The sequence below is a fragment of the Paenibacillus polysaccharolyticus genome (assembly GCF_023714295.1).
GTDB lineage: Bacteria > Bacillota > Bacilli > Paenibacillales > Paenibacillaceae > Paenibacillus > Paenibacillus polysaccharolyticus_A.
Genome location: NZ_JAMAUN010000001.1, coordinates 1,374,059 through 1,399,312, shown reverse-complemented (window position 1 = coordinate 1,399,312; position 25,254 = coordinate 1,374,059). Strand labels below are relative to the sequence as shown.

26 protein-coding genes are annotated in these 25,254 nt (G+C 46.0%); 2 read left to right on the top strand and 24 right to left on the bottom strand.

The window, feature by feature from the left end; genetic code table 11:
- Positions 1-118: 118 nt before the first annotated feature.
- The 5 genes from M3629_RS06590 to M3629_RS06570 form a co-directional block, all read right to left on the bottom strand.
- Positions 119-1,489 carry a sensor histidine kinase gene (locus M3629_RS06590; RefSeq protein WP_251503374.1) on the bottom strand — a complete coding sequence of 457 codons (1,371 nt, stop codon included), beginning with the start codon at positions 1,487-1,489 and terminating at the stop codon, positions 119-121.
- Positions 1,482-2,159, bottom strand: a complete 678-nt coding sequence (locus tag M3629_RS06585) for a response regulator transcription factor (RefSeq protein ID WP_251503373.1) — start codon at positions 2,157-2,159, stop codon at positions 1,482-1,484. The genes M3629_RS06590 and M3629_RS06585 overlap by 8 nt, the downstream gene beginning before the upstream one ends.
- 105 nt (positions 2,160-2,264) lie before the next feature.
- Complete coding sequence (locus tag M3629_RS06580) at positions 2,265-2,807, bottom strand: GNAT family N-acetyltransferase (RefSeq protein WP_221788660.1); 543 nt, start codon at positions 2,805-2,807, stop codon at positions 2,265-2,267.
- A gap of 46 nt (positions 2,808-2,853) precedes the next feature.
- Positions 2,854-3,102 (bottom strand): hypothetical protein, encoded by a 249-nt coding sequence (locus M3629_RS06575; RefSeq protein WP_251503372.1) that lies wholly within the window; start codon positions 3,100-3,102, stop codon positions 2,854-2,856.
- A 24-nt stretch (positions 3,103-3,126) separates the two neighbouring features.
- Positions 3,127-4,260: an NAD(P)/FAD-dependent oxidoreductase gene (locus tag M3629_RS06570; RefSeq protein WP_251503371.1), complete on the bottom strand. Its 1,134-nt coding sequence runs from the start codon at positions 4,258-4,260 to the stop codon at positions 3,127-3,129.
- 235 nt (positions 4,261-4,495) lie between these two features.
- Between M3629_RS06570 and M3629_RS06565 the strand changes: the two genes are divergently transcribed.
- Positions 4,496-5,311, top strand: coding sequence for a helix-turn-helix domain-containing protein (locus M3629_RS06565; protein ID WP_154889302.1), 816 nt, complete (start codon positions 4,496-4,498; stop codon positions 5,309-5,311).
- 4 nt (positions 5,312-5,315) lie between these two features.
- Here M3629_RS06565 and M3629_RS06560 read toward each other — a convergent pair whose 3' ends face one another.
- From M3629_RS06560 to M3629_RS06530, 7 genes are all read right to left on the bottom strand, one after another.
- Entirely contained in the window at positions 5,316-5,957 is a 642-nt protein-coding gene (locus M3629_RS06560; protein ID WP_251503370.1) for an HAD family hydrolase, read from the bottom strand.
- A gap of 40 nt (positions 5,958-5,997) precedes the next feature.
- Positions 5,998-6,591, bottom strand: coding sequence for a DUF1349 domain-containing protein (locus tag M3629_RS06555; RefSeq protein WP_186812302.1), 594 nt, complete (start codon positions 6,589-6,591; stop codon positions 5,998-6,000).
- 79 nt (positions 6,592-6,670) lie between these two features.
- A complete protein-coding gene (locus M3629_RS06550; RefSeq protein ID WP_251503369.1) occupies positions 6,671-7,915 on the bottom strand; it encodes an MFS transporter in 1,245 nt (414 codons plus the stop codon).
- A 132-nt stretch (positions 7,916-8,047) separates the two neighbouring features.
- On the bottom strand, positions 8,048-9,079 hold the full coding sequence (locus tag M3629_RS06545) for a zinc-dependent alcohol dehydrogenase (RefSeq protein ID WP_251503368.1): 1,032 nt from the start codon (positions 9,077-9,079) through the stop codon (positions 8,048-8,050).
- Positions 9,080-9,121: 42 nt separating this feature from the next.
- Complete coding sequence (locus M3629_RS06540) at positions 9,122-10,408, bottom strand: aminotransferase class III-fold pyridoxal phosphate-dependent enzyme (protein WP_251503367.1); 1,287 nt, start codon at positions 10,406-10,408, stop codon at positions 9,122-9,124.
- A gap of 55 nt (positions 10,409-10,463) precedes the next feature.
- A complete protein-coding gene (locus M3629_RS06535) occupies positions 10,464-11,618 on the bottom strand; it encodes a glycosyltransferase family 2 protein (RefSeq protein WP_186809670.1) in 1,155 nt (384 codons plus the stop codon).
- A 316-nt stretch (positions 11,619-11,934) separates the two neighbouring features.
- Positions 11,935-12,837 (bottom strand): LysR family transcriptional regulator, encoded by a 903-nt coding sequence (locus tag M3629_RS06530; RefSeq protein WP_154889573.1) that lies wholly within the window; start codon positions 12,835-12,837, stop codon positions 11,935-11,937.
- Between the two features lie 125 nt (positions 12,838-12,962).
- On the opposite strand from M3629_RS06530, the gene dapA reads away from it, so the two are divergent.
- On the top strand, positions 12,963-13,832 hold the full coding sequence (dapA, locus tag M3629_RS06525; protein WP_090915753.1) for a 4-hydroxy-tetrahydrodipicolinate synthase: 870 nt from the start codon (positions 12,963-12,965) through the stop codon (positions 13,830-13,832).
- A gap of 154 nt (positions 13,833-13,986) precedes the next feature.
- Here dapA and M3629_RS06520 read toward each other — a convergent pair whose 3' ends face one another.
- From M3629_RS06520 to M3629_RS06465, 12 genes are all read right to left on the bottom strand, one after another.
- Entirely contained in the window at positions 13,987-14,553 is a 567-nt protein-coding gene (locus tag M3629_RS06520; protein WP_251503366.1) for a TetR/AcrR family transcriptional regulator, read from the bottom strand.
- Positions 14,554-14,618: 65 nt separating this feature from the next.
- On the bottom strand, positions 14,619-15,224 hold the full coding sequence (locus M3629_RS06515; RefSeq protein WP_251503365.1) for a pentapeptide repeat-containing protein: 606 nt from the start codon (positions 15,222-15,224) through the stop codon (positions 14,619-14,621).
- A gap of 87 nt (positions 15,225-15,311) precedes the next feature.
- Positions 15,312-15,920 carry a GNAT family N-acetyltransferase gene (locus tag M3629_RS06510; RefSeq protein ID WP_154889316.1) on the bottom strand — a complete coding sequence of 203 codons (609 nt, stop codon included), beginning with the start codon at positions 15,918-15,920 and terminating at the stop codon, positions 15,312-15,314.
- Positions 15,921-15,977: 57 nt separating this feature from the next.
- Positions 15,978-16,139, bottom strand: coding sequence for an Asp23/Gls24 family envelope stress response protein (locus M3629_RS06505; protein WP_251503364.1), 162 nt, complete (start codon positions 16,137-16,139; stop codon positions 15,978-15,980).
- A gap of 20 nt (positions 16,140-16,159) precedes the next feature.
- Complete coding sequence (locus M3629_RS06500; RefSeq protein ID WP_251503363.1) at positions 16,160-16,339, bottom strand: hypothetical protein; 180 nt, start codon at positions 16,337-16,339, stop codon at positions 16,160-16,162.
- A 215-nt stretch (positions 16,340-16,554) separates the two neighbouring features.
- Positions 16,555-18,666 (bottom strand): S9 family peptidase, encoded by a 2,112-nt coding sequence (locus M3629_RS06495; RefSeq protein WP_251503362.1) that lies wholly within the window; start codon positions 18,664-18,666, stop codon positions 16,555-16,557.
- Positions 18,667-18,684: 18 nt separating this feature from the next.
- Positions 18,685-19,617: an ABC transporter permease gene (locus M3629_RS06490; protein ID WP_090915740.1), complete on the bottom strand. Its 933-nt coding sequence runs from the start codon at positions 19,615-19,617 to the stop codon at positions 18,685-18,687.
- Positions 19,618-19,632: 15 nt separating this feature from the next.
- Entirely contained in the window at positions 19,633-20,550 is a 918-nt protein-coding gene (locus tag M3629_RS06485) for an ABC transporter permease (RefSeq protein WP_090915738.1), read from the bottom strand.
- A gap of 104 nt (positions 20,551-20,654) precedes the next feature.
- Positions 20,655-22,226, bottom strand: a complete 1,572-nt coding sequence (locus M3629_RS06480; RefSeq protein ID WP_251503361.1) for an ABC transporter substrate-binding protein — start codon at positions 22,224-22,226, stop codon at positions 20,655-20,657.
- Positions 22,223-23,434: a M20 metallopeptidase family protein gene (locus tag M3629_RS06475; protein WP_251503360.1), complete on the bottom strand. Its 1,212-nt coding sequence runs from the start codon at positions 23,432-23,434 to the stop codon at positions 22,223-22,225. The genes M3629_RS06480 and M3629_RS06475 overlap by 4 nt, the downstream gene beginning before the upstream one ends.
- Entirely contained in the window at positions 23,431-24,183 is a 753-nt protein-coding gene (locus M3629_RS06470) for a FadR/GntR family transcriptional regulator (RefSeq protein WP_251503359.1), read from the bottom strand. Before M3629_RS06470 ends, M3629_RS06475 begins: the two co-directional genes overlap by 4 nt.
- Before the next feature lie 269 nt (positions 24,184-24,452).
- Positions 24,453-25,166 (bottom strand): glycosyltransferase, encoded by a 714-nt coding sequence (locus tag M3629_RS06465; RefSeq protein ID WP_251503358.1) that lies wholly within the window; start codon positions 25,164-25,166, stop codon positions 24,453-24,455.
- Positions 25,167-25,254 lie beyond the last annotated feature (88 nt).

Here is a 25,254-nt window from a genome sequence, read left to right as displayed (position 1 = left end):
TTCAGATGTACTCTTCATGAAGTCTATATGAACGGAACATGAACAAACTAAAAAAGCTACGTCACATACAAGCGAACTTGTACATGAACGTAGCAAAGAACCACAAAAAAGAAGTTGACTATCCTGTCGTCGGTGGACTAATTGGCAAGCTTACTATAAATGTTGTTCCTTGGCCCATTTTACTCTCCACCGCGATATCTCCTTTATGTAACGAAATAATCTGTTTCACGATCGCAAGCCCCATCCCGCTACCATCATATTTCCGACTATGGGAACGATCGGCCTTGAAGAAGCGCTCAAATACACGCTTTTGATCTTCGAGAGGAATACCAATTCCCTCATCCGTTATATATGCTGTTACAGCCCTGACATCCCGTTCCATCCTGACGTGAATTACGCCTTTATTCTCTGAAAACTTAATCGCATTGCTGAGAATATTCGTCCATACCTGATTCAACTGATCGTGATCTGCGATGACTTGAACCTTCTGTAAATCCAGCTCAAAACGAATATCCCGAGCGGACCATTGGGGCTGTAATGCAACGATAACCCTTCGGATCTGTTCATCAAGATCACGCGTGGCGAGTTGCAACTGATGAGATTGTGATTCCAGCATACTGAGCTTAAGCAAATTATCACTCATTTTAGACATGCGTTTCGCCTCTGAAATGATAATATCGAGATACCGTCCTCGTTCCTGATCTGGTAACTCTACATTTTTCAATGCTTGGGCATACCCTGATATGGAAGTAAGCGGTGATTGTACCTCGTGTGAGACGTTGGCTACAAACTCTCTTCTCATCTGCTCCAGTTGCTGTAGATCCTTCATCATATCTTCGAAACTACGAGCGAGCGTGCCCAGTTCACTAGATTGCTTAATATTCAGTTTCACATTGAAATCACCTGCTGCAATACGTTTGGTTGCCTGGGTCAATGTTTTGATGGGTCTAACCAAGAACATAGAAGCAATCAGAATGATCAGACTTCCGGCGGCCAGAGATGAGGTGGCAAAGATTGTACCCCATTGAATCACAGCAGCGGCAGCAGGCGGCGACAGCGTCTCCAGAAACATGGCTCGAGTCCCGCCAGCAGTCTGGACCGGCAATCCCAGTAGAACTGTACCAAGACCATTCGGAGTCGCTTCGACTACGGCTCCTCCCAGTACTTTCTGAAGCTGCTCTTCCGTCACTGAAATCGGTTTATGATCTATAGCCTTCCCGTACGTTTGGAACTGTCCTGATGGCTCATACATCCGAATATAGTACAAATCGAGCTGCTTCATGTTGTTGACGAATGCATCCGCTTCGGAGAGTGGAAGCGTTTTGTATATCTGTACAACATCCTGACCGAAATTGCGTATGTTGATATGTGAATTCTCATTGAGCTGATCTTCAAAAATCCAGGTGGATAAGAGAAAAGCAATCACGGTCCCGGCAATCACAGAAATGAGAAAAGTCACAACAACCCGGATATACAAAGACTTAATCATGCTTGACCTCTAACCGATATCCTAAACCACGAACCGTTTCAATCTGAAAATCTGAAGTCGTAACAAAACGTTCGCGCAAACGTTTGATATGTACGTCCACTGTCCGATCATCCCCTGTGTAATCCAGCCCCCAGATCTGATCGATCAATTGCTCTCGTGTATAGACCTGCCCCGGTGTTCCGGCCAGCTTGTATAACAATTCAAATTCCTTGAGTGGCAAAGTTAACGACTCTGTACCCAGAATAACTTTGTAACTCTGACGATCCAGCGTCACGTCCCCAAACTGAATCATATGCGTGGAGCCAATCTTGTATCGTTTTAGCAGAGCTTTCACACGTACAGTTAACTCCAACGGGTCAAATGGTTTTGTTAAATAATCATCTGTTCCCAGTTCGAAACCTTTTACCTTTTCCCATGTCTCACCTCTAGCTGTCAACATAAGTAAGGGTAGATCTGCGTTCAACTGTCTCAATTCTCTGCACAAAGCCCACCCGTCCATCACTGGCATCATAATATCCAGTACCACTAGGTCAATGTGACGTTCCTTGTATAGCGTTAGCGCCTGATGGCCGTCCACAGCCTCTACGGTGTCGAATCCGTCATTTCGCAAAAACAAACAGACCAGCTCACGAATATTCGCATCATCGTCTGCAACTAATATGGTAGCCATATGCTTCTCCTTCGGCAACATTATACGAATTGTTATGCATTTATATCGCCAGTTTGTTAATTTAGTGAATCCTCGTTCTTTGCAATCCCATTCGATCCTCTTTGCTTATTCCACATCCGTCAGAGATATCGTGAACATCGTATGTTTTTTCATCACTCCCTGAATAGGTACATCGTGTGTGCCACTTTCCTGGAAGCCTGCTTTCAAAAGCACACGAATGGAGCCGATGTTGTCTGGAACAGCACCAGCTTCAACATGCGTAATGCTCATCTCATGTTTGGCATATTGAAGCACACGTTTTAACGCTTCGCTCATATATCCTTTACCGTGGTGTTGCCGATCGGTTGCGTAACCTATCACCCATTTATCTGCACCGTTCAGTTCAATTCGAAATAATGAGATTTCGCCCACCAGTTCATCGGTATCTTTAAGAAAAATGCCAAAAGAATGTCGTTTTCCTTCTTTTCTCAGCTCAAGCCATGTCTCAATCAGACGGGTCTGTCCATCCAGACTATAAAATGCTTCATCTCGATGACCAGCCGAAGTCCTCTCTATATCTTCTCTATTGCCCATTTGAAACTCCTGAAGCAACGTAGCATCTTCTAACGTCCAAGCTCTGATATAAATTCGTTCCGCCTCATATTTCATCTCAAGTTACTCCTTAGAAGTTCAGTTCATGTCATCTGAAAACGGCCTAATCCACTAGTTCATCCAATGTATTCTCCAGCTCTTCAAGCCGAGCTGACAGCATATTCACATGTTGTTTCGCGTCAGCAATCTTTTTCTGTAAAACCTTTGTCTGCTCGTTCTCTGCGACTTGTTCATACTGCTTCAGTTTTTCAACAGCTACGACATGTTCTTCTTTGATTTGATCAATCTGCTGTTCCAGATACAATACTTCCGACAGGCTTGCTCCGCCTGATAAACGCTGTGAATACGTCATTTGCTCACCTCATTCATGTAGCTGTTATTCTGCGTTCGACTCGATCGCTTTACTTACATCATACGCATCTATATTGATATCCGGTGCCATGTCTAACGCCAATTTGGCAAGCTGACTACCAATATAAGGCCCCATGGTTAGACCGGAAGCACCCAATCCATTAGCTGTGATCAGACCTGACCATCCCGGGACATGTCCCATAACGGGCAAAAATCCTGGGGTGAATGGGCGAAAACCTATACGAACCTCATCAAGTGTGCTGTTTGCAAGCTCAGGTGCCAGTTCTAGTCCTTTGTTCAACACTTCTTGCATGCCTCCGGCAGTAATTCGTGTATCGTAACCGTGAACATCATTTTCATGTGTGGCGCCAATAACTATTTTCTGTTCTGCAAACGCAAGTAAATACTGATCAGTAGGCGGCATAATGACAGGCCACTCTTCTGTATTTTGCTGATTAGAAGTACGCAAATGCACAATCTGACCCTTCTGATAATGGACGTTAAAAAGAATCCCCAGTGGTTTCATTAACTCATTCGCCCACGCACCTGCACACACAACCACCCGATCCGCGACATAATGCTTCGATTGCACTTCAACGCCAGTTACTTGCTCATCCTCATAGAGCACTCTGGCTTCTCCCTCAATCAGACGAGCGCCGTGCCGCTGTGCAGAGCGGATCAATGCATCACGCAGCGCTCTTCCATCCACACGCGCAGCACCGCTGATGTGTACAGATGAATAACCTTCCCCAAGTAAAGGGAACCGTTCACGGGTTTCATTTTCATCCAGACATGTGATTGTACCAATCTCAGGCGCATCTTCTCTGCGCAACTTGGCACGCTCCGCTATTTTGTTAATCTTCTCCTGATCCGTATGTATGCTGAGTGCGCCTGTCTGTGCATACCCCGTCTCGGTTTCCCCAGTACATTCTAATTCAGTTATAAGCTCAGGGTAATAACGAGCACCTGCCTTGGCTAGCTGATACCAATCCTGATTCCGACGCTGAGACAACCAAGGACAGATGATACCAGCAGCCGCATCCGTGGCCTGCCCTGCATCTTTCCGATCGATAAGAAGCACTTCTGCTCCTGATTTTGCTAAATGATAGGCTGTTGATGCTCCTAATATGCCCGCTCCGACTACGATGACTTTTTTCATACGAGTATTCCTTTCCTTCGTCCATTCATCTATATAGCGTACCCTTTTTGCCATTCTGTTGGCAAGCTGTGGCACCTGGATACCGCGGATACCGTTTTCGGTAAAATACAAAGCTAAGATGTCAACACATTTAAAATAATTCCATTTATGTAATATAATTCTATTCAGGTTTCTTTCATGCTCTAATCATGCTACCTGCACAAGACCTTTTAACGAAAAGAGGAATTATTCAACGATGCTGAAACCTAACATGGGAAATCTGCTAGTGCCCGATATGCCTCTCATGATTACTGGGCAAAACCGGTTAACCGTTAATGAATTAATGGATTGGAGCGACCATTCACGGGATTACACCATTGTACAATGCATCGGCGGAACAGGGAGAATCGCTGCCAAAAATCTCGAGCTTTCTGTTCGGAAAGGAACAGCGCTTATCATGTTTCCTGAAGTTCCCTACCGTTATAACAATTCAAGTAACACATTACAGTTTGATTGTTTGTCATTTAATGGCTACATTTTGCCGCGTTTCCTGCACTCCTTGCAGATCGGGGAACTGCGCGCCTTCAAACCGGAAGGCATACTTGGCCTTCTGTTACGTGAGATCACACTGGCGCTACAGTCCCGTCACAAGGATTATATCTGGCATGGTTCTACACTGCTCTATACTCTTTTGGTTCGTTTAACCATTGAGAGTGAACGCTACAGCAAGGTTGAGCGCTCTGAGGCTCGGCTGCGTCTGACAGAACTTGTTGCTTTTATCAAAGAAAACTATCAACAAGATCTCTCCCTCTCCCTACTCGCGGATCAGATGAATGTGACCGAGCAACATCTGAACCGCATCTTTAAAAAAGAGTTCCATATGACTCCACTCGATTACCTGGTTCGCTATCGCTTGCTTAAGGCAAAGGAGATGCTTGTGCAGCAAGAGGATATCACCGCACATGAGATTGCAAAAGCCGTCGGTTTTAACAGTGCCAGTTATTTCGGTTCCGTGTTCAAAAAATATGAAGGCATCTCACCCATTGAACTGCGCAAGAAGTTTCAGAGATAAAAAATCATATCTTCATCTCAGCCAGCGAGGATAACCGCCGTTCATGCATAGTGAATTCCAAACCACGTGTTACCTCGTTCGGCACGATATAACAACGGATACCTGCGGCATTTGCTGCCTTTAGTCCATTGGGAGAATCCTCAAAAACAATCGCCTCATCTGCCTCCACACCAAGTTTCTGCAGCGTGAGCAGGTACAGCTCCGGGTCAGGTTTCACCCGCTTCACATCATCCGAGGTATGAATGACTTCAAAATAATCAAACAACCCAAGCTTTTGCAAGTACCCGTGTACCCAATCACGAGTGGAGCTCGAAGCAACCGCAAGCCGAATTCCCCTCTCCCGGGCAGCGTCCAGCAATTCAAGTACGCCTGGGAGTATGCTTGCTTGTCCCAAATATGATTCGTACTTCTGTTCAGAAAGCAAGCGGATTTGCTCATGATTGATCTCTTTTTGCAACATTTGCTCCAGATATCGATACGGATGAAATTCCTCGAAGGAGGTGCCTACGTTTTTAGACCATAGCTCAAGTCCCAGCTCCACACCATGCTCTTCATAAATATCACGAAAAGCATAATACCAAGGCGTTTCTGTATCTACAATCAGGCCGTCAAAATCAAATATAAATGCTTTTAACTTCTGTACCATTGTTCTATTCCTCTCTCTCAGCCATCGCTGGAGAAACGGATCAGAAGCGTGCAGTCAAATCCGGCTGGGTCATGCTTACGGATAAAAAGTGGCAAGTGCAACCCGTGCCGGTCGGTGACTGAGCAACAACTCCAGCTCGAAGCTCTCCATCCATCGGCATGCCAAAGTATCGAATTAACTTCCATTCTTCCCCATCGGGAGAGTAAAAGAAGGACAGACATCCCTCCACTTTTCGTATACGCAGGTAAGGATCTGACACAGGCACCTCTGTCGAGTTACAATCATCGGATGAACCATCTCGTGTAACGACAGATACGATCGTTGCGGCCTTACCATCATATTCAAAACACAGTTTGCACCAGTTACGTTCGTCGACCATCACCATCAAACATCCGGAATCATACTGATGCTTCATCTCTACCGTCAGCTGTGCAGTCATTTCGAAATCACCAGCGACGGGCATCGACAAGAATGGAGCGGTCGCTCGAATATGTTTGCCTGCCGGGTCTTGGAAAAAATCCGAGTCGGCTTGCGCCTCTATGATCAGTCCACCTTGATCCGTATATGACCAGTTGTGCGGCTCATTGATCCAGCTCATTTTCTCCCTTGCTTCCGTTGTCATTACATTCATCATTCAAAACCTCCCAAGGATTGTACTATTAACTGCATTTTACCGTTTTATATATTCGGCAACATACAGAAAAGCCCTTCTTCTACATATTTTTGTAAGATTCTATCACTTGGGGGCGTTGCTGTGGATCATGTAAAAACAACATAATAATCATCAAGAAAATATACAGTGCAAGAATAACGCCGAACAGAAGGACCGGATGATAATGATACAGCAACCCGGTTAGATACCCGGAAGGTATTGCTGTTAAAGTCATAACCGTCTGTACAGCCGAGAACATGTCTGCCTTCTCATGTGTGCCAAGTCGGTTCATCAGTAATGAATCACGGTACGTTTGCAGAATGAAGTTCCCGGCAGCAAGTACAATAAGGGTAAGAAACAGCATCGCTATATTACCGGCCGGAATCAGAAGAAATAACACAGCACCCGCGGTACTAAGCACAATGGAGAAGCTAACATACTTTTCTTCCGATCTCTGCTTCAAGCGCGGAAGAATAACTAGATAGAGCAGCATGACGGTAACCGCTGTCACGACGGGAACAAACGAGATCACTCGATCACCAAAGCTTAACTGCTCTTTAAAATAGATGACCTGAAAGAAGTTTAACTGTAGAACCAGATTGGACAATACCGTAATTAAAATGATCGGAAATAACCTGCGCTTGTAGAACGACCTTCCAAACAGACGAAGGCTGGTGACGAGGCTGCGAAATACATGCGTTTTGCTGTGTATGCCCATCAATTCCTTGCCAACCTCAGTCTCTTCCGTGTAGCGATTACGAATAAAAAACATCGCTGTCATCAACAGCCCGCCCACAAAATAAATGCTTGCTAGCGTAGGCGCGATGCCAAAATCTGCAATCACAACTCCCGCAATCGGTGTAAGCACTCCCGCACCGGTAATAATCATGTTCAGCATGGCGAACACCTTGGATCGTTTATGTTCTTCTACGTCTTCAATGATCAGACAATTGAAAGACACCGTGACAAACTTTGATGTCGCATTAAGCAAATAAGCCATGAGAAACAGCCAGAAATTTTGTGAAAATGCCCAGATGAACATGGGTACACTCCAGGCGAGTAAATCAAAGATCAGTGTCGTTCGTTTACGTCCCAGCTTATTGGTCACTGACCCTGCAAATAGTTGAAAAATGAAGGCAAAATACAGATTCACCGAATTAATGATGCCTATCTCAATGTCGGACAAACCGGCCTCTTTCATATACAAAGGAGCGTAAAACAAAACAATCGTTCCCGGAATGGCCCACACCGGCTCAAGTAAAATAGAATACCGCGGATTTCTCGGCAAATCCCGAAGCAGTTTCACTCCATATCCCTTCTTTCTCTCTGCGGATCGCTCCGCTGTAACCTGCAAGATCCAATCGAAAACACATCTCACTTGCGCTTAACGCCTTATACCTCACTGGTCACAGCGGAGAACCCCACAATATCTACATTATTACAGAATCAATGCGGTCTTCACCGAATTCATCGGCAGCTTCTCCCCGCTTCGCAGGTCATAACCGATGGTGCCATTGAAAGCTTGCTCATAGTCCGTCAAAAATTCTTTGGCTGTTACCATCTGCTCTAGCTCAGGAATGCTTTGCGCGAATTTCAACGCCGTGCTGATCATGGAGTGTACAGCTACCGCACCAATAATACTGAGTCCATCGTTAATGACATGGGTTGATTTAAAAGTCACTTCGTAACTGTCGTCATACCCCATTGGGATGATCCGGCCGCCTTTAGCAATCATCTCAAACCCGACATGAAGCTGATTCCCTACAGCATCGACAACAATATCAAACTTTTTGTTATTGTTGATCTCATATACGTTGTCCAGTGTTAGATCCTGCGGATAGTAGACATAGTCAGCGATCCCTTCTGCGAATTGTTTGCGATAAGGATCAATCTCAGTTCCCACCGTAAGTCTTGCCAGTCGTTTGCTCACCAGCTGGCACAGCGAACCAATGGCGCCTGACCCCAGCACGAGTACAGAATCACTTGGCTTCACGCCTGCTTTCATGAATGTTTGCAACACACAACCCAGAGGTTCAATCATCATGGCCGCTTCCCAGCTCATGGAATCGGGAATCGGATAGATATATTTTTCATCTCCCACAAAGTATTCGGCAAACGTTCCGTGTGTGGTCATTCCTACTTGGTAGTCATCGAAATTTTCACAGTAAATGAACAAGCCTTCACGGCAATACGAGCAGTGTCCGCAAGATTGCGTCGGGTCCACGAGAACCCGATCTCCTACGCGAATACCCCGTACTTCATCTCCCACCTCGACCACAGTCCCTACACCTTCGTGACCGATAACGGTTCCTTTATTTGCTGAGACTTTACCTTTAACAATGTTCAAATCTGTTCCACAGATCCCTGATCCATAGATTTTCACTTTGACCTGATTCGGTCTTTGAATGCTGGGCTCCTCAATCTCTTGTAGCTCCACCTGTTTCAAATCTTGATATACGAGTGCTTTCATGCGAACTCCTCCTGGTCATGTAATGAGTTTTGATGTTATTTTTTACATATTGGCATATTTCAGATGTTCAATCTTCTGCCTTTCTTTCCAGTCCGACAAAATCTGAAGCAGTGCATCCTCCACCCAAATCAATTCCTCCCGCGTATGCGTATCCGAGAAAATAAAGTAACCTTTGGTGAAAATGCCGTAATGAGCCATCTTCTTCACCATAAATTCGCGGAACGGGTCCGTCTGAAAATTTTGCTCATCCAAAGATTGGATGTAAAAGCTCGCGTAGGTTCCCTTTAAGACTAATTGTTCCGTGAGACCAAGCAGCACAAGTTCGGATTCCAGTCGTTTCATGATCCGTGTAGCGGGTTCACGCCAAGTGGGCCAGACTTTGGCATTTTTAATTAACCTTTCGCAAGCAATAGCCGCCGCAAGCGCTGTTGTCTCGCTGGAATGCGCATTGCTAAATCGCACCTGTCCTGCAAGGGACATGAGGTGCTCTGGCCCCATTACTGCTGCAAGCGGAAGTCCGTTGGCCATACCCTTGGAGATGCAGAGCAAGTCCGGCCAGATGTCATACTCTCCTGCAGTCGCCTGTTTGCCCATTCGTATTCCCGAAGTAACCTCGTCGAAGATAATAATGATGTCCAGAGAGCGGCATAAATTCACCACCTTCTCCAGTTCTTCTTTATTCCACTCGTTGGGGCACAAGACAATACAAGCGATATCATCTATAGATGAAGTGTGTTCCCGAATGTTAGTATAGGAAGGCTTGTTCACCCAAATCGTGGAACGCTCAATATCCACCGGAATGCCGCGTTCTTTGGTCTGGCTGCCGTAATAACCATATGCGGACCAGTCATGCCACCCGTGGTAAGCTGTTGCAATGACCTTGCTTTTACCACTTCCCGCACGGGCCAGCCGCACCGCTCCACTTACTGCGTCTGCACCGCTCTTGGTGAAGCGCAGGGACGGATAACGTCCCTCGAATCGCTCCAGAATTAACTCGGCACACTCCAGTTCAATATCCGCTGGGAGTGAAAAGCCTGTCCCTTTTTTCAACTGATGAATGACCGTAAGCTGAATTTCTCGTCTGGCGTGCCCCCAAGGAACCGTGCCCATGGCCATCTCACAATCCAGCCATTCATTACCGTCAATATCTGTGAATCGGGAATGATATGCTTCCGCACAGCAGACCGGGGTATGTCCCGGAAATAAGCGTTCTGGCGCTTTGGCTAGAGTACTGCACCCGCTCGGAATAACTTTTTCAACCTTCTCCAGCCACTCCAGATTTTGAGTAAATCTTGCGGCACGATCCAGCGTGCTTTTTTCATCGCTCACTTTGAAGTACCTCCCTAAGGCTTAATAGTGGTATATCACAACCTGAATGATTAAGTTATCGCACTTTCGTGCCCGGCCAACATCCATCATAGATGCGATCCATCGTAATCACGTTACCGTAGAGGTCAATAATTAGATCCTTGGCTCTATGGGCATGCCTCATTTCGATCCAATAGCGGTTCTCCAGCAATCGGGTAAAGTTGTCCACCAGAAACAGCAACCGATTTTCGCTATGAATTAACTCCTTGCCTAATACTTGGGGTAGCCATATGGCTCCATTCGAGTTAAAGCGGTTGGAGTAGTCTCGCACATCGGCAAGGGGCGCGATACCTGCCTCGTCAAGCTTGCTCCAGAACGTGTCCGCATCACTTCGAACCTCGGCAAGATCGATACCGATCATTGGCAGATGCTCGTATTCGCGTTGATGATGCAATTGCTCCTTTAGATGACTGAATACGAAGGGCCATACATCGGCTTCGATCTGACTTCCCCACTTTTTCCAAAATCGTGCCAGATTGTTCTTGCGGTTAAAATTGCGATGAATGCCGCTGCTGCGTTCCCAGTGATAGGCTTGAATATTAGGATTAATAACCGTATCATAACCCGCTTCTCTGGCGCGCATCTGATAATCAAAATCTTCATATCCGTTGAAAAACTTTTCATCCAGGCCGCCAATCGTCTCATATACTTCCCGTTTCATGCCAAACATCGCAAATACAACAAGCTGCACGGAGAACGTCTCCTTCGGGATATCATCCGGGGATGCGTTCAGAAAAAGATGGCGTCCAATCGAGTCAGCAAAGGCGATACCACAATGTTGTACACCCCCAGTCTGCGGATACAACAGCACGCCTCCGATCATACCGATCGTAATATCCGTGTCGAGCGTCTCCTTCATCATCGTTTGCCAGTGGGGCTGCAATATCGTGTCGGAGTCGAGGAAAAAGATATATTCTCCCTTAGCAAGATTCAGGGCGCTGTTAATGGATACGGCGCAGCCAAGTGGAAAGTCATGCTGAAGAATATCAATGGTCACACCTTCTCCAACCTCTTGTTTGAGTTTATCCAGGTGCTGGAAGACGGCAGAGCCAGATCCGTCGTTGATAAAAATAATTTGTGTTGATGGGACGACTGTTCGAAGCAGCGAATCTGTAAACAGGTTCAGAATGTTATAGTCCTGATTGACCGGTACAATAATGGTATAAAGCATATTATTCCTCCTCATGAAGTTAATTTTGATGGAACCCTTGGCCAAGATTATGAATATGTGCATGATATAACTACTTGTTCTCTGTCGTCCTCCTCCACTCAAACTTTGTCTTAATTTGGTAATGATTTGAACCTAATAGAAATTTATATCATTTTTTGGAAGTTTTAAATCTTAAATTCTGAACTCTATTAATATCTGAATCTCTTTAAAAATCAAAAAAACTCTCAATGGGTCCCTCGCATCTAATGCGACAAACCGATCAAGAGTTTTTAGAAGTTGCTCTTCATTTATTAAATACGCCAATAATTGCTTAACTTTATGCCTTTGCAGGCAACCAATCGGACTCTTTGGCACCCAGATTCGTGATGAATTGTTGCAGTGCATGTGATATCCATTTGCGGGCATGAATTACTAACTGAATTTCCAATGTAAAATCAGTATGAACTAGAGGCAGTACCGTAAGCTTCTGTCTTTGGATCTCATCCATGGCAATCATACGAGGTAAAAGAGAGATGCCCGGACCAGCCATAATACTTCGTTTAATGGCCTCAGGGCTTCCCAGCTCCAGCCCTACTTTATAAGGGATTCCATTCGTTCGGAGTACTTTCTCCAGCAACTGCCTGTAATTGCACGAGTCCTCCGGCATGATCCATTCTTCGTCCGCCAAATCACTCAATGTTACCTCGGATTTAGCTGTAAGTGGATGGTCTGAATTCACGATAAGCACCAGCGGTTCCTCGCGAATCGTAATCCATTGTAATCCGGATTCCGGTGAAGCATTGGCCAGAATAAGACCCACGTCTGCCTCCCCTTCTCTGACTTTTTGTAGAATCAGATCTTCCCGATCGGTCTGTAGCCGAATGCCGAGCTCGGGATATTGTTTACGTGTCGTTTGAATGGGCACCGGCAGATAATAAGAAGCAAGCGAGTCCATCGTAGCAATGGTAAGTGATCCGCCGCCCTGTTTGGTCAGCTTCTCCTGAGAATGTTCAAATATCTCCAGAAGCTGTCCAGACAACTTAAACAGCTCTTCTCCAGCCGAAGTCAGCCGGATTTTATTGTTATTAAAACGTTCGAATAGTTTGACCTGATAAATTTTCTCCAGCTTTTGAATCTGGGTTGTTACACTTGACTGCGCGTAACCAAGCTCTTCGGCTGCTTTGGTAAAGCTTTGCCTCAATGCCACCTCACGAAAGGTTTGAAAATAATTCAAATCCATTATTTATTCCCTCACATCATCGAAATTATTGATAACACCTATCATCTATTATAGCTAACTATGATACATTTTCCCATGGTAAAGTGAATGAAATGGAATTCCAACATACATTTGGGGGTAATACGATGTTAACCGAACAACAGATTCAAGGTATTTATATACCTGTAATCACACCTTTTACCAAAGAACGCGAACTTGATCTTCCTTCGTTCCAAAACTACATCAAAGTTATGGCTAACAGTGGCATTCATGGCTTGGTGATTAATGGTACGACTGGAGAGTCACCTACCGTGACATGGGATGAAGTGGAACAGCTTGTGAAGGCCGCGAAGGAAACTCTGAGCAGCATCAACTCCTCCGTACCCATTATGGTTGGAACTGGAACCAATGATACCGCTTCAACGGTGGCAAGAACAAAGAAAGCTGCCGCACTCGGAGCCGATGCTGTTCTTGTCGTTACTCCATACTATAACAGACCCACGGAAGAGGGCATTTACGAGCACTTCCGCATGGCAGCCAGCGTGGGCATACCCGTGATGGTATACGAAATTCCAGCCCGTACAGGGGTTAGAGTTTCCATAGATATGATGAAAAAAATTATGAACATCGATGGTGTTATTGGTCTTAAGGATAGCACAAATAACCTCGATCTTATGACCGAACTGGTACGTTGCGGCTCGAAGCCCATTTTGTGTGGAGATGATACCTTCTTCTTCGATATGTTAACGAGAGGTGCAGCCGGCGGCATGATGGCATCGGCTAGTATTAATCCAGAGCGTTTCCTGGAAGTATATAACCGTTTCGTGGCTGATGAAAAAGAAGATGCCTACCGTCTCTATACGCAGTTGCTTCCGTTCATTAAAAATCTCTTCGAAGAGCCTGCGCCTGCCATGCTGAAACATCTGCTTGCACAGCAAGGCATTATCGCTTCTGCACAGCTGCGTCTGCCTCTCATGCCAGCATCTGAACAATTAAAAGCAAAGATTGCACTGTAAATTAAGCGGAACACCTCTATAGAACATAGCCACAGATAGCCATAGGTCGAAATAAAAAAGCCGCAGATTCATCTGCGGCTTTTGCTGTGCACTTGTTTAACACTCCATAAAAGCAACAACGTAAAAATGCTTGAAATTCTGCTTCTTTTTCAGCTCATTTCATAACAAAACCGTGATAGAACGTGTCCACAACAAGTGCAGGCGCAGCATTTCTGGCGATATTGCCATGGATCACTTGTTGCCACGTCAAGAAAAGAATTGAATACAGAACATCTACAATCCACGTTTTGTCCACATCCGAACGAAAAAAGCCTTTCTCTTGAAGTATACCAATGGCATAAAGCACCGGTTGTCTCAGCTTCTGATCGGCCCCTTCAATCTCGGCATTATAATTGACGGTTGCATCGTGAGCCAGAAAATATATCTTATCCCCAAGTGGAATTAGCGCTTCAATCAGCTCCGGGATATAGTGTTCAACCCGCTCCTCATCGAGCTTGACGTGTTGCAACGTCTCGTTAACAACATCAATTGCACGCATCGCCAAGTGAATCATCAGTTGCTCACGGCTCTCCACATATCGATGTAATGTGGCAATTCCGATGTTCGCGGCTTCAGCAATGTCGTTCATCGATGCATTGGGCTTCTCGATCAGTAATTTTGTGGCTTCATCCAGAATGGCAAGCATTCGATTTTGCTTAAATGTTAACTTCTCATTTTTCATCTCAAACGGCACCTCGGTCTGATTCATTATAAGTGAAGAATGGCAATTTCAAATCAGAGGTAAAACTAGTCCACTTTCGCTCCATGGGAGCGTGCAATTAGAACGGCCTGTTCGCGATCCATTCGCACCCCTTTCAGATCTAGAGATTTCAGATCAATGTCATCCAAAATGGCCCCCCGCAAATCCGCACCCTGTAGCTTCACCTTACTCATGGATACTCTCGTGAGGTCACAATCACGCAAATCAGCTTTGCTTAAATCGGATTCAGCTAGATCCGCTTCAAAAAAACGAATCCCTCGCAAATCCTGTTTTCCAAGTCGCGTATATCTCAGATTGGTATAAGACCAATCTCCTTTGAGAAGTGTAATGCCGTCCATCTGGGCACCGGAAAAATCCGATCCCGTCATCTTGCAAGCTGTAAATTTGGAAGCAAACAGGTTGGCACCCCCAAACAGGCAATTCTCAAATGCAGACTCCGTATGTATGGAACCATTCATGGATGCCCCTTTGAAATCACACTCAATGAAACGGCAATGGCTTGTTTCGACTTCTTCCATGGAGGCATTCATAAACGTGCAATGCTTGAACACACAGCTAATTAACTCGCCGTAACGCAAATCCCGTCCCTCAAAGTGAACGCCCTCATATTCCTGATCCTTATATTGATACATGGATTACACCTCATTTGGTATCGTGTTAACGTCGTAGTCGTTTTTAAATAACAACTCATTCTACTATACCATATGAGATCACTTCATTCAGTGAAGTGCTTTCGACATTCGATACATGGATACAGCAGGTTTACTGATCACTCCCACCTTGTTGTACCCCAGACGTTCATAGAGCTTGATGGCACCTGCATTCTCCTGTTTGACGGTTAAGGAAGACTTTGCAAACCCTTGCAGAAGGGCCTGTTTCTCCGCATGACGGATCAATTCTGTCCCGATCCCAAGCCCCCTGCTTTCTGGTAGAGCAGCAATAATTCCGATGTGATATTCATCGTTCTCTGCCTCTTTTAACGTAACCATCGTATAAAACTCCTTCCAGTTACGCAGGTTGTATCCGATCAGCTTCCATTTGTGTATGTCAAACAGCTGTGAGAACGTCGGCCATGCCAGCTTATTCATCAGTGTCGTTGGATAACACATGATCATGCCGAGTGTTTTCCCCTCCCGAACCGCTTCGTAAGCGTACTCGTGACTAAACCGATTATTTCGGGACTTCCAAAGCTTCTGGAAGGTCTTATCTATAACTGCGGGCTCCCTGGAACCCGCCAATGAATATTTCATGTAATCAAGCGCCATCTCCGTTAGTTTTCCTCCGACGGCGGTTTGCGGGTTTGCTTTTTGAATAGATATTTGGCTCATGGTGATCACTCCTCATGTGTTGTTATGGTCGCTTGTTCGAATCTTTAGTTCTATACGTTATGCTTTGGCGTAATTCGGTTCGGATGTAATGCCGTCTACAAAAACGTTCACCGCTTGAATGGATACCCCAGTAAGATGTTCAACCTGGTCAATGACCTTTTGCTGCAACTCTCTGCAAACCTCGTGTACTTTACTGCCGTAATGAACAATAATTTTCACGTTAATCTCCACGCTATTGTCTACTCTGCGAATGACAATGCCGTTTTGCTGACTACGGCCACTCCTATTTTGCTAATACTTTCAACCAAGCCAGCCGACATGGAAGAAATCTCACGGGTAGCCCCTGTTATTTTACCGACCATTTTGGAGATGGCTTCATCGGATATTTGAATCCGGCCTAATGTTTGTTGAATCATCATATGAATCGCCTCCGTGCTTTTTTGATAGATAATTCTATCATTTAATTAAAATATATATCATGTAAGATCGGAATTCAACTATTTCTGTATAAAACACAAAAAAACCGCATCCATTGCGGTTTTTTTGGCATGTCTATATTAGACTTTCATTCTATACAAAAGGTTTTCATGAAAGGCTAACCCTAAACCCCTAAGTTCATGCGCCATCTGATGAGCTACAGGTACTCGTTAAACCAGGCATTCACCTGTTCGAAGCTATCGACTCGAAGAGAAGGTTTGCCACTTTTGAGCAGTGAATGGTTGGAACCCGGATAGCGGATCAGCTTGGTTGTTTTTCCATAACGCTTCAACGTCGTATACAATTCCTCCGCCTGAGCTATCGGTGTTCGGTAATCCTGTTCCCCGTGCATGATGAGCAACGGAGTTTCGATGTTGTGAGCATGAGCCAACGGCGATCGAGACCAAAGATATGCAGCATTCTCTGCAGGATTTCCCCCAATCACACCCTCAACGTAAGAAATCCCGATGTCACTTGTGCCGTACATGGATAACCAGTTGGAGATGCAGCGTTGTGTCACAGCTGCTTTGAAACGGTTCGAGTGAGCGACAATCCAGTTGGTCATAACTCCGCCATAACTACCGCCGGCAACACCCAAACGAGATACATCCAGCATTGAATTCGTCGCCAATGCATGATCGACAGCTTCCATCAGATCCCGATAATCACCGCCAGCGAAGTCTGCACGACAAGCTCTGGCGAACTCCTGTCCATAACCTATGCTGCCTCGAGGATTAACCCATAATACAGCGCAGCCTTCTGCGAGAAGTGTCTGCATCTCATGACTGAATGCTCCGGTATACATCGCGTGAGGCCCACCATGAATCTGTAAAATCAAAGGCAACTTACGATCGGATTTCAGTTCATCTTCAATCTGAACTCCCGACGATGGCGCCGTTGCCCCCCTAATTTCAGCTGAATTCGCATCTTTCGTTAAATCAGGTATGGCTAGCCAGCCTTGAATCCGCAAACCGTCCGATGAGGTAAATTCCACTCTTGTCGGTACGTTAACCATCCGTTGCGCCATAAATTCATCATTACGATGAGTGAGTCTAGCCATTTTACCGCTGCCTATGCCCACGGTGTACAACTCTCCTGAATGCTTATCCGTGAGTGCAGCTACAACCAAAGTCTTTTCATCCGCAGACATCGAATACTGATATACGTCTATTTCCCCTGCAGATGTAATCATTTCGCAGCTTCCGTCGGACTGAATCCGGTATACATCAACATTTCCGTGATGTGTGCCTAGTACATATACCCCCGGTTGAGAAGATGAATAACTAATGATTGGTGAAGGCGAAGCACTTGCTGATTTCATATCACCCAGTGCAGCGTTGCCGATGTGCATATCTAGCTTAGGTGCGAATAGCCTGGGTACCCCCCGATTCACGGGAAGAGTAAACAGTTGATGATGACTCCCACTCCCGTATTTACGATCACTGGCAATCAGAATCAATTGTTTTCCATCGGCTGTAAATGAGAACTGAGTAATCTGGAGACTGGAGTCCGTGACTTTCATGGGTTCATCAACTCCTGCTGTCCCCGCCTCAACGCTTACCATATACACGTCCGTATGATGAAGCAAATCCGGATCTGATCCTGCTTCTTCTACTTGTTTGGAGATAAAGGCAAGTTTCAGGCTGTCCTGTGACCAGACGGGGGTAGTGATGTTCCATAACCCGGAGGTTATCTGCTTGATAAGTCCACTCTTGATCTCGTAAAGAAACAAATGGCTGTACTGACCATCCCACCAACCTGATCCTTCAGCTTTCGGCGTAGTGCGCTCGTAAACTGTTCCCCGCAGTGTCGCTTCTGGTTGCCGGGTTGCTTCATCGTTAGTGTCTTTCACCGACTCATCGGTTGATAATTGAGCTGAACTCATCTGAGCTTTACTCGTAAACGCAATATACTTCCCATCGGGAGACCAGACGTAACTCATGATTTTACGTTCAGGAGATATGAGCATGGACGGTTCTGTACATTCCGTATGAACAGACCAAAGTCCTTTTCCAGCCTGAGTCGATCGAATAAACGTCAACTTGTTACCGTCTGGTGACCATGCAGGAGAGGAATCCTTCGTTCCATCCGTCAGCGCTACATCTTCTGTCCCATCCAGCGAAATTCCCCGAATTTGTGTGTTATATTCGTTCTTCGCCCGATCAATCGTTTGTTCAACGTAGGCTACTTGTCCATTTGCACTGATCACCGGCTGACTGATCCAGCGATAGTGATAGAGATCCTCCGGCGTAATCTGGCTTTTTTTCATATCCATAACTCCCTTCCGTTATGATTTCTGAGCTGACTCTGTTCGAGGATCAAGCACATCCCGCAACCAATCGCCGAGGAAAATAACACCCAGCACAGTAAACGTAATAGCTAGTCCCGGAAATGTAGCAACCCACCAGCTCGTGGCTACATACTGCCGTCCGTCACTTAACATGCCGCCCCACGATACATCCGGTGGTTTTATTCCTAGTCCCAGAAAACTCAGCGACGCTTCCATGATGATTGTTGTGCCTACATTCATGCCGCAGATGACAATAAACGACGACAATACGTTAGGCAAAATATGCTTGATAATCAGCCGTCCATTTTTGGCACCAATCGATCTGGCGGCAAATACAAAATCCCGCTCTTTCATACTAAGCACTTCACTACGAACTACACGGGTGAATGGCACCCAGTTGGTTACACCGATAACAAAGATCAACGTGGTCATACCTGGACCCACAATAGCCATCACTACTAACATGAACAGGATCGTTGGTATCGCCATGAATGCATCACCCACACGCATAATAATGGCATCCAGCCACTTTCCATAGAATCCGGATATCAGACCCAGAACGGCTCCGATTATTCCAGAGACAATGACGGCGCCCATACCTACAATTAAAGACACGCGTGCGCCATATACAATACGGCTCCACATATCTCTGCCCAGATTGTCGGTTCCCAGCCAGTATTCGGCCTTTCCGCCTTCAAGCCACGCAGGCGGTTTGAGACGGTTCAGCGGGTTGACCGCTGACGGATCATGACTCGTTAGCAGAGGTGCGGCTATTGCAATCAGGACAACAACCAATACAAGCACTGCACCGATGAATCCGGTCTTGCTGATGATTAGCTGTTGCCAGATGGATCGAATTCCGGCAATCGTACGCGAACTTCTGTTGTCCGGTTCGGTAACCAGAACATTTGTTTCATCGTTGTCTCTCATAGATCGCACCCCCTTCTAGTCATATTTGATACGTGGATCCAGCAGTCTGTAGGACACGTCCGTGAGAATATTAACAACCACTACAATGAATGCAATCACAAACACGGCTGCTTGCACAATCGCCATATCATGTGTATTTACGGCCACAACTAACAGTTGACCCAAACCTGGCCAGGAAAATACGGTTTCTGTAATCAAAGTACCTCCGATCAGACTGGTAAACTGCAGACTCATAATGGTCACAACCGGAATTAAACCGTTACGGAACGCGTGCCTCGCGATCACTGTCATTCGTCCCAGTCCTTTACTGCGTGCCGTGCGAATGTAATCTTGATTCAGAATCTCCAGCATGCTGGATCGGATTAGCCGTGTCATCTGTGCAGCAAGTCCCACGCCCAGCGTAAAAGCGGGCAGAATCAGATGGGATAAACCTCCGCGACCCGAAACCGGTAAAACGCCTAGCACAACGGAGAATAACAGAATGAGCATAATGCCCATCCAGAAGTTCGGCATCGCCTTGCCAATCACCGAAATACCTGAAATGAGAAGATCGGTAAATGTATTTCTTTTCACTGCCGAGATCACTCCCAGCGGAACAGCCATCAATACTGCAAATAACATGGCCGCAGCGGCAAGTTCAAAGCTTGCAGGCAATCGCTCTAACACAAGCTCAAGTGCAGGCTGACCGTAACGGAAGGATTGACCAAAATCTCCCTGAATGGCATTACCGAGAAATTTCATATACTGCGCGTATAAAGGCTGATCGAGTCCCAGTGCCTGCGTCAACACAGCCCTGTCCTCTGCTGTAGCGGTCTCAGGTAACATCAGAGCCACAGGATCACCCGTGACCCGAACCAGAATAAAAACAATTAATGAGACAATAAACAGCACCGGAATGACCTGCAGTAAAGATTTGAATACGTATTTTCCCACTCCCGGCTCACCTCCTCTTTCCAAAAAAGAACGGCAGGAACTTGTTCATCCAGTCCCTGCCGTTCACGGCTTACTCATGCAATGACAGGTGGTATTAGCCTCTGTTACTTTGCAACAGGTATAATCTCATCCGCATAGAACATCTCATCACTGCGTGGTGCAAAGTTCACTTTGTCATTGGTTCCATAGACGCCTTCCATCTGATACAAATATACGGCAGGGCGCTCTTCTGAGAAAATCTGTTGTACTTGCTGATATTCTTTCTCACGAGACTCAGGATTCATGTTTACAAGTGCGGATTGCAGCAACTTCTCCACTTCCGGATTGTTGTAGTCCGATTCCCCTTTGGCTTCTTCCACCATATAACGGTTATAGTTGTTGGAAGCGTCAAACAGGGAGTTACCGATTCCGATCATGAAAATTTCTTTAAATGATTTGGAGCTATAACGTTCGCTGAATGCACTCGGCTCAAGCACGTCCAGATTGATTTTGAATCCGGCCTGATCCAGCATAGCTGCAACAACCTCAGCTTGTTCCTTGTACTGAGAAGATACGGAGATGGTCATCTCGGCCGTGCCTTCAGCGTAGCCTGCCTCTTTTAGCAGTTGCTTTGCCTTTTCCAAATCATACAATGATGTCTTATACAGTGACGGGTCAGCTCCGAAGTTCCCAGGTGTAACGGATGTACGAGTAACGATCCCTGCTCCCCCGGCAATGCTGTCAACGATCCCTTGTTTATCAATCGCCAGATCAATGGCTTCACGCACTTTTGGATCAGCTGTAATGCTGCCTTCCGTTTGACGGAAGATCAGTTGCAGAACACGCTGAATAGGTGCTTTCACAATTTTTTTGTCTGCTTCGCCTTCAATACGTGCAATATCTGTTGATGGGATGGATGACGCAACGTCAACTCCGCCAGCAAGTAATTCAGATACACGTGTGGAAGCCTCAGGGATAACACGGAATACCACTTCATTCCACTTCGGCTCACCGCCGAAATAGTTTTCATTTTTCACAAGCTCAATCCGGTCGTCTTTGGTCCATTTGCTGAACTTGTATGCGCCAGTACCCACCGGCTCTTTCAGGAACGTGTCCATGCCCTTGTCTGCAATATATTTGGAAGGCAGGATGCCAGCGCCCATTTTGGACAAGCGATTGAGCAGCAATGGGTCTGGACCATCGGTAATGATGTCTACCGTATGCTCATCCACCGCTTTGACTTCAACGATGTTTTTGAAATAACTATTTTGCTTCAGCGTATTATCTTTAGCGACTCTCTCCAGCGTGTACTTCACATCAGCGGAAGTGAACGGGTCGCCATTGTGGAACGTTACACCTTCACGCAGCTTGAATCTCCACGTTGTATCGTTCACTTGCTCCCATGAAGTAGCGAGCGCAGGAACTTTTTTCTGCTGACTGTCGTTTTTGATCAAATAATCGAATACGTTAACAAGCACAGCTTCACTCGCGGTATTGTTATTGTTGTGTGGATCAAAGCTTTCGATATCCGTTGCCGCCGCAATTGTTAACGTGCTACTGGCAGCTGCACTTTCGCTTCCGCTTCCTTCAGAGGTTGCATTGTTCGTTGCACCTTTACTTCCACCACCACAAGCACTTAACACCATCACGATTGCCAGCAAAGTAATCCACAAGCCTGTCCATTGTCTCTTTTTCATTGTGATTCTTCCCCCTTGGAAGTTGTATTCCTTGCCAAAAATTCAAGTGCAATTGCTGACAACAAGCCTACGCCGTAAGGCATGACCGTTTCGTCAAGATCAAATCTCGGATGATGAAGCGGATACCGTGTACGCTCCTCTTCATTTCCCGATCCTAACCGGAAAAACACACCAGGCACATGTTCGCAATAAAAAGCAAAGTCTTCCCCGCCTGTCGACGGTTTGATGTAACTCCACCCCTTCTGCGCATTCACCTCTTCACAGACCTCTGTGAGTAGATCAACCATGCCAAGGTCATTCACAACAACCGGATAACCGTCACCATAGGTGACTTCACATGCCGCTCCGAAAGAACTGCAGACGCCGTTCACGACTTGTTTGATCAGAGATGGCATCCGTTCACGCACTGTAGGAGATAATGTGCGGACTGTGCCAATCATCTCGACTTCGGGTGCTATAGCGGTACCCATATAACCTCCGGTGATTTTACCAATCGTGACCACTACAGGTTCAAGCGGGTCCACCATACGGCTGGCGATGTTCTGTAGCGCAGTAATCACCTGAGCGGATACGGCGATCGCATCAATACCTTCATGCGGACGAGCCGCGTGACCTCCCTGACCCAAAATCTTGATGACGAGCGGATCAGCCGAAGCAAAGGCAACTCCCTGGCTCACCCCAACTGTTCCCGTATCCTGACCGGGTGTCATATGCAAGCCAGCAATGGCATCCACCTTCGGATTCTCTAGCACGCCGTCCTGAATCATGGCTCTTGCACCGGCTAGTCCCTCTTCCGCAGGTTGAAAGATGAACTTAATATTACCGGATTTCGGTCTGCCAAGCCCTGTGAGTAGTTCAGCAGCACCCATCAGAATCGATGTGTGTGCGTCATGACCACAGAGGTGTGCCTTGCCTTTCACCGTTGAGCGATATTCCACTGATTTTTGATCTTCAATCGGCAATGCATCCATGTCTGCTCGAAGTGCAAAGGTAGGGCCATCTGTTTCTCCGCGAAGCAGGCCAGTTACACCTGTCTTCCCAACATGACGAGTAACCTCAAGTCCAAGGCTTTCCAGATGTTCGGCCACAATAGCAGACGTGCGATGCTCCTCATAACCAATCTCCGGATGGCGGTGCAGGTCTCTGCGCCAGGCACTCAACTTCGCTTGTAGCGGCTGAGCCAGTTGTATTAATTCAGATTGCTTCATTGGATCTCATTCCTTTCATGTACCTCGGATTCCGACACCAACCGCGCATAGATGGCATCCGCCGAGAATTCGATATGCCTTTTCATCGTATCTCTTGATCTCACGCTGTCTCTTGACTTCAGCGCTTCAAGAATCTCCATATGTACTCCGTAGTTTACGGAACGAATTCGTTCATCGTAAGGCATGAGATCAAGCGCCGGGTTAATCTTCGTTCGAATTTGTCTCACGGCTGTTTCGCAATATGGATTACCTGATGCTTTGGCAATGGTTAGATGAAACTTTACATCCAGTGCCCTGAACCATTCCCGTGTGCAATCCGGCTCGATACTTTGCTCCATATAGTTATACAACTGTTCCAGTTCGCCTGCGGTGATCCGCTCAGCAGCCAGAAAAGCCGCCTCCGGCTCAATAATGGTCCGGTATTCAAACACCTTGAGCATCTGAGCCCAGCCTCGTTTGATCTCTTCTCTTGTCCGTTTATGCGAATTGGTCGTGAGTGGCAGAACAAAAGTTCCACCTTTGGCTCCAACTCTTTTTTCTATCAGTCCTTTATCTTCCAGTGCTGAGAGCGCTTCGCGAACCGTAATACGGCTTACATCAAACATCTCGGCTAAATCCCGTTCAGCGGGAAGCTGCTCCTCACTCATCAACTCTTTTAGAATAATGGCTTCTTCCAGTTGTTCCCGAATAAATTCACTAACCTTTTTAGTGGATACTTTTTCGAAATGAAAGGAGAATGGATTAGACATCTGAGCACTCCGATCTGTATATGGTCTAGACCTTATACCATTAATATAATTCCGACTAAACTGATATGCAATACTTTTTTTTGCTAAAATCCAACATTTATTTTAATCCTCCGTATAGATCACTCTCTCCTCATCGAAATTAAACTCTATTTATAAAGAAAAAAGACGCTCTGCACCGGTCAGAACCTCTCTGGATCAAATGAATGTTATACTTTATTTCTGAATGACGATATCCGACTCTTCGCTTAAAAATGCAGTGTCTCCCTTTTCTACAACTTTTTGTTTGCAAAAGGTTTAAAAGTCCTGGTTACAGCCAGTCGCTCGCTTCCTTCAAGGTAGAACTGATCCTCTGCTCTCCACGTATGACTTGCTTTGTTCTGCCTGCGCAGATACACATAGTTGTAAGGTGATGTTGCATACGTTTTGTACCCTCTCTTCCTGCATTGCCTTAGAAACGTAACATCTTCCCCCACCGAACGATCCGTAAATCGAACCTTTTTTAACACCTTTTTTCTGAATAACAGCGTGCCTCCCTGGATAAATTCTACAGGTTTATTGCTCTCGCCTGGTGACCTCATCAGCAATGTTCGGGAAGCTTCCAGATAAACCAGACAGGAGTGTTTGCCCACAATATCACTGCCGGTTTGCTTGAGCGCACGTACCTGTTCTTCCAGATAATAAGGAGAGTAGTAATCATCATCATCCATTTTCGCAACGAGTGAAAAACGAGCTCTGGAGATGCCTGCATTTAGACACTGTCCTAGTGAGATACGTTCGGGTACTTGGTATACGTGGACATTCGCGTATTTCTGCACCTTTTTCCGAATCAAACGCATGTTCATGCTGTCGAGATTCAGAATGATAATCAATTCCTTGACCTTGTAACGCTGGCGAACATAATTCTGCAGGATGTTATCCAAAAATTGTGGACGGTTGGTGCAAACAACGATGGACACTCCCAGAGGTGTACGATATCTAGACACAACATCCCCTCTTTCAGCTTATTTCCTGTCATCCTATGTGTTTGATTCATACCAGGTATAGACGGCTCCCCCTACTGTGGAAAAATAA

Excerpts from the sequence above, each read along its gene's own strand:
- M3629_RS06475 (WP_251503360.1), bottom strand. The coding sequence starts at position 23,434 with ATGAAGCAATCTGAATTAATACAACTGGCTCAGCCGCTACAAGCGAAG.
- M3629_RS06580 (WP_221788660.1), bottom strand. The coding sequence starts at position 2,807 with ATGAAATATGAGGCGGAACGAATTTATATCAGAGCTTGGACGTTAGAA.
- M3629_RS06575 (WP_251503372.1), bottom strand. The coding sequence starts at position 3,102 with ATGACGTATTCACAGCGTTTATCAGGCGGAGCAAGCCTGTCGGAAGTA.
- M3629_RS06500 (WP_251503363.1), bottom strand. The coding sequence starts at position 16,339 with ATGATGATTCAACAAACATTAGGCCGGATTCAAATATCCGATGAAGCC.
- M3629_RS06570 (WP_251503371.1), bottom strand. The coding sequence starts at position 4,260 with ATGAAAAAAGTCATCGTAGTCGGAGCGGGCATATTAGGAGCATCAACA.
- M3629_RS06490 (WP_090915740.1), bottom strand. The coding sequence starts at position 19,617 with ATGAGAGACAACGATGAAACAAATGTTCTGGTTACCGAACCGGACAAC.
- M3629_RS06560 (WP_251503370.1), bottom strand. The coding sequence starts at position 5,957 with ATGGTACAGAAGTTAAAAGCATTTATATTTGATTTTGACGGCCTGATT.
- M3629_RS06535 (WP_186809670.1), bottom strand. The coding sequence starts at position 11,618 with ATGCTTTATACCATTATTGTACCGGTCAATCAGGACTATAACATTCTG.
- M3629_RS06530 (WP_154889573.1), bottom strand. The coding sequence starts at position 12,837 with ATGGATTTGAATTATTTTCAAACCTTTCGTGAGGTGGCATTGAGGCAA.
- M3629_RS06565 (WP_154889302.1), top strand. The coding sequence starts at position 4,496 with ATGCTGAAACCTAACATGGGAAATCTGCTAGTGCCCGATATGCCTCTC.
- M3629_RS06590 (WP_251503374.1), bottom strand. The coding sequence starts at position 1,489 with ATGATTAAGTCTTTGTATATCCGGGTTGTTGTGACTTTTCTCATTTCT.
- dapA (WP_090915753.1), top strand. The coding sequence starts at position 12,963 with ATGTTAACCGAACAACAGATTCAAGGTATTTATATACCTGTAATCACA.
- M3629_RS06515 (WP_251503365.1), bottom strand. The coding sequence starts at position 15,224 with ATGTATCAATATAAGGATCAGGAATATGAGGGCGTTCACTTTGAGGGA.
- M3629_RS06585 (WP_251503373.1), bottom strand. The coding sequence starts at position 2,159 with ATGGCTACCATATTAGTTGCAGACGATGATGCGAATATTCGTGAGCTG.
- M3629_RS06555 (WP_186812302.1), bottom strand. The coding sequence starts at position 6,591 with ATGATGAATGTAATGACAACGGAAGCAAGGGAGAAAATGAGCTGGATC.
- M3629_RS06470 (WP_251503359.1), bottom strand. The coding sequence starts at position 24,183 with ATGTCTAATCCATTCTCCTTTCATTTCGAAAAAGTATCCACTAAAAAG.
- M3629_RS06510 (WP_154889316.1), bottom strand. The coding sequence starts at position 15,920 with ATGAGCCAAATATCTATTCAAAAAGCAAACCCGCAAACCGCCGTCGGA.
- M3629_RS06495 (WP_251503362.1), bottom strand. The coding sequence starts at position 18,666 with ATGAAAAAAAGCCAGATTACGCCGGAGGATCTCTATCACTATCGCTGG.
- M3629_RS06545 (WP_251503368.1), bottom strand. The coding sequence starts at position 9,079 with ATGAAAGCACTCGTATATCAAGATTTGAAACAGGTGGAGCTACAAGAG.
- M3629_RS06520 (WP_251503366.1), bottom strand. The coding sequence starts at position 14,553 with ATGAAAAATGAGAAGTTAACATTTAAGCAAAATCGAATGCTTGCCATT.
- M3629_RS06480 (WP_251503361.1), bottom strand. The coding sequence starts at position 22,226 with ATGAAAAAGAGACAATGGACAGGCTTGTGGATTACTTTGCTGGCAATC.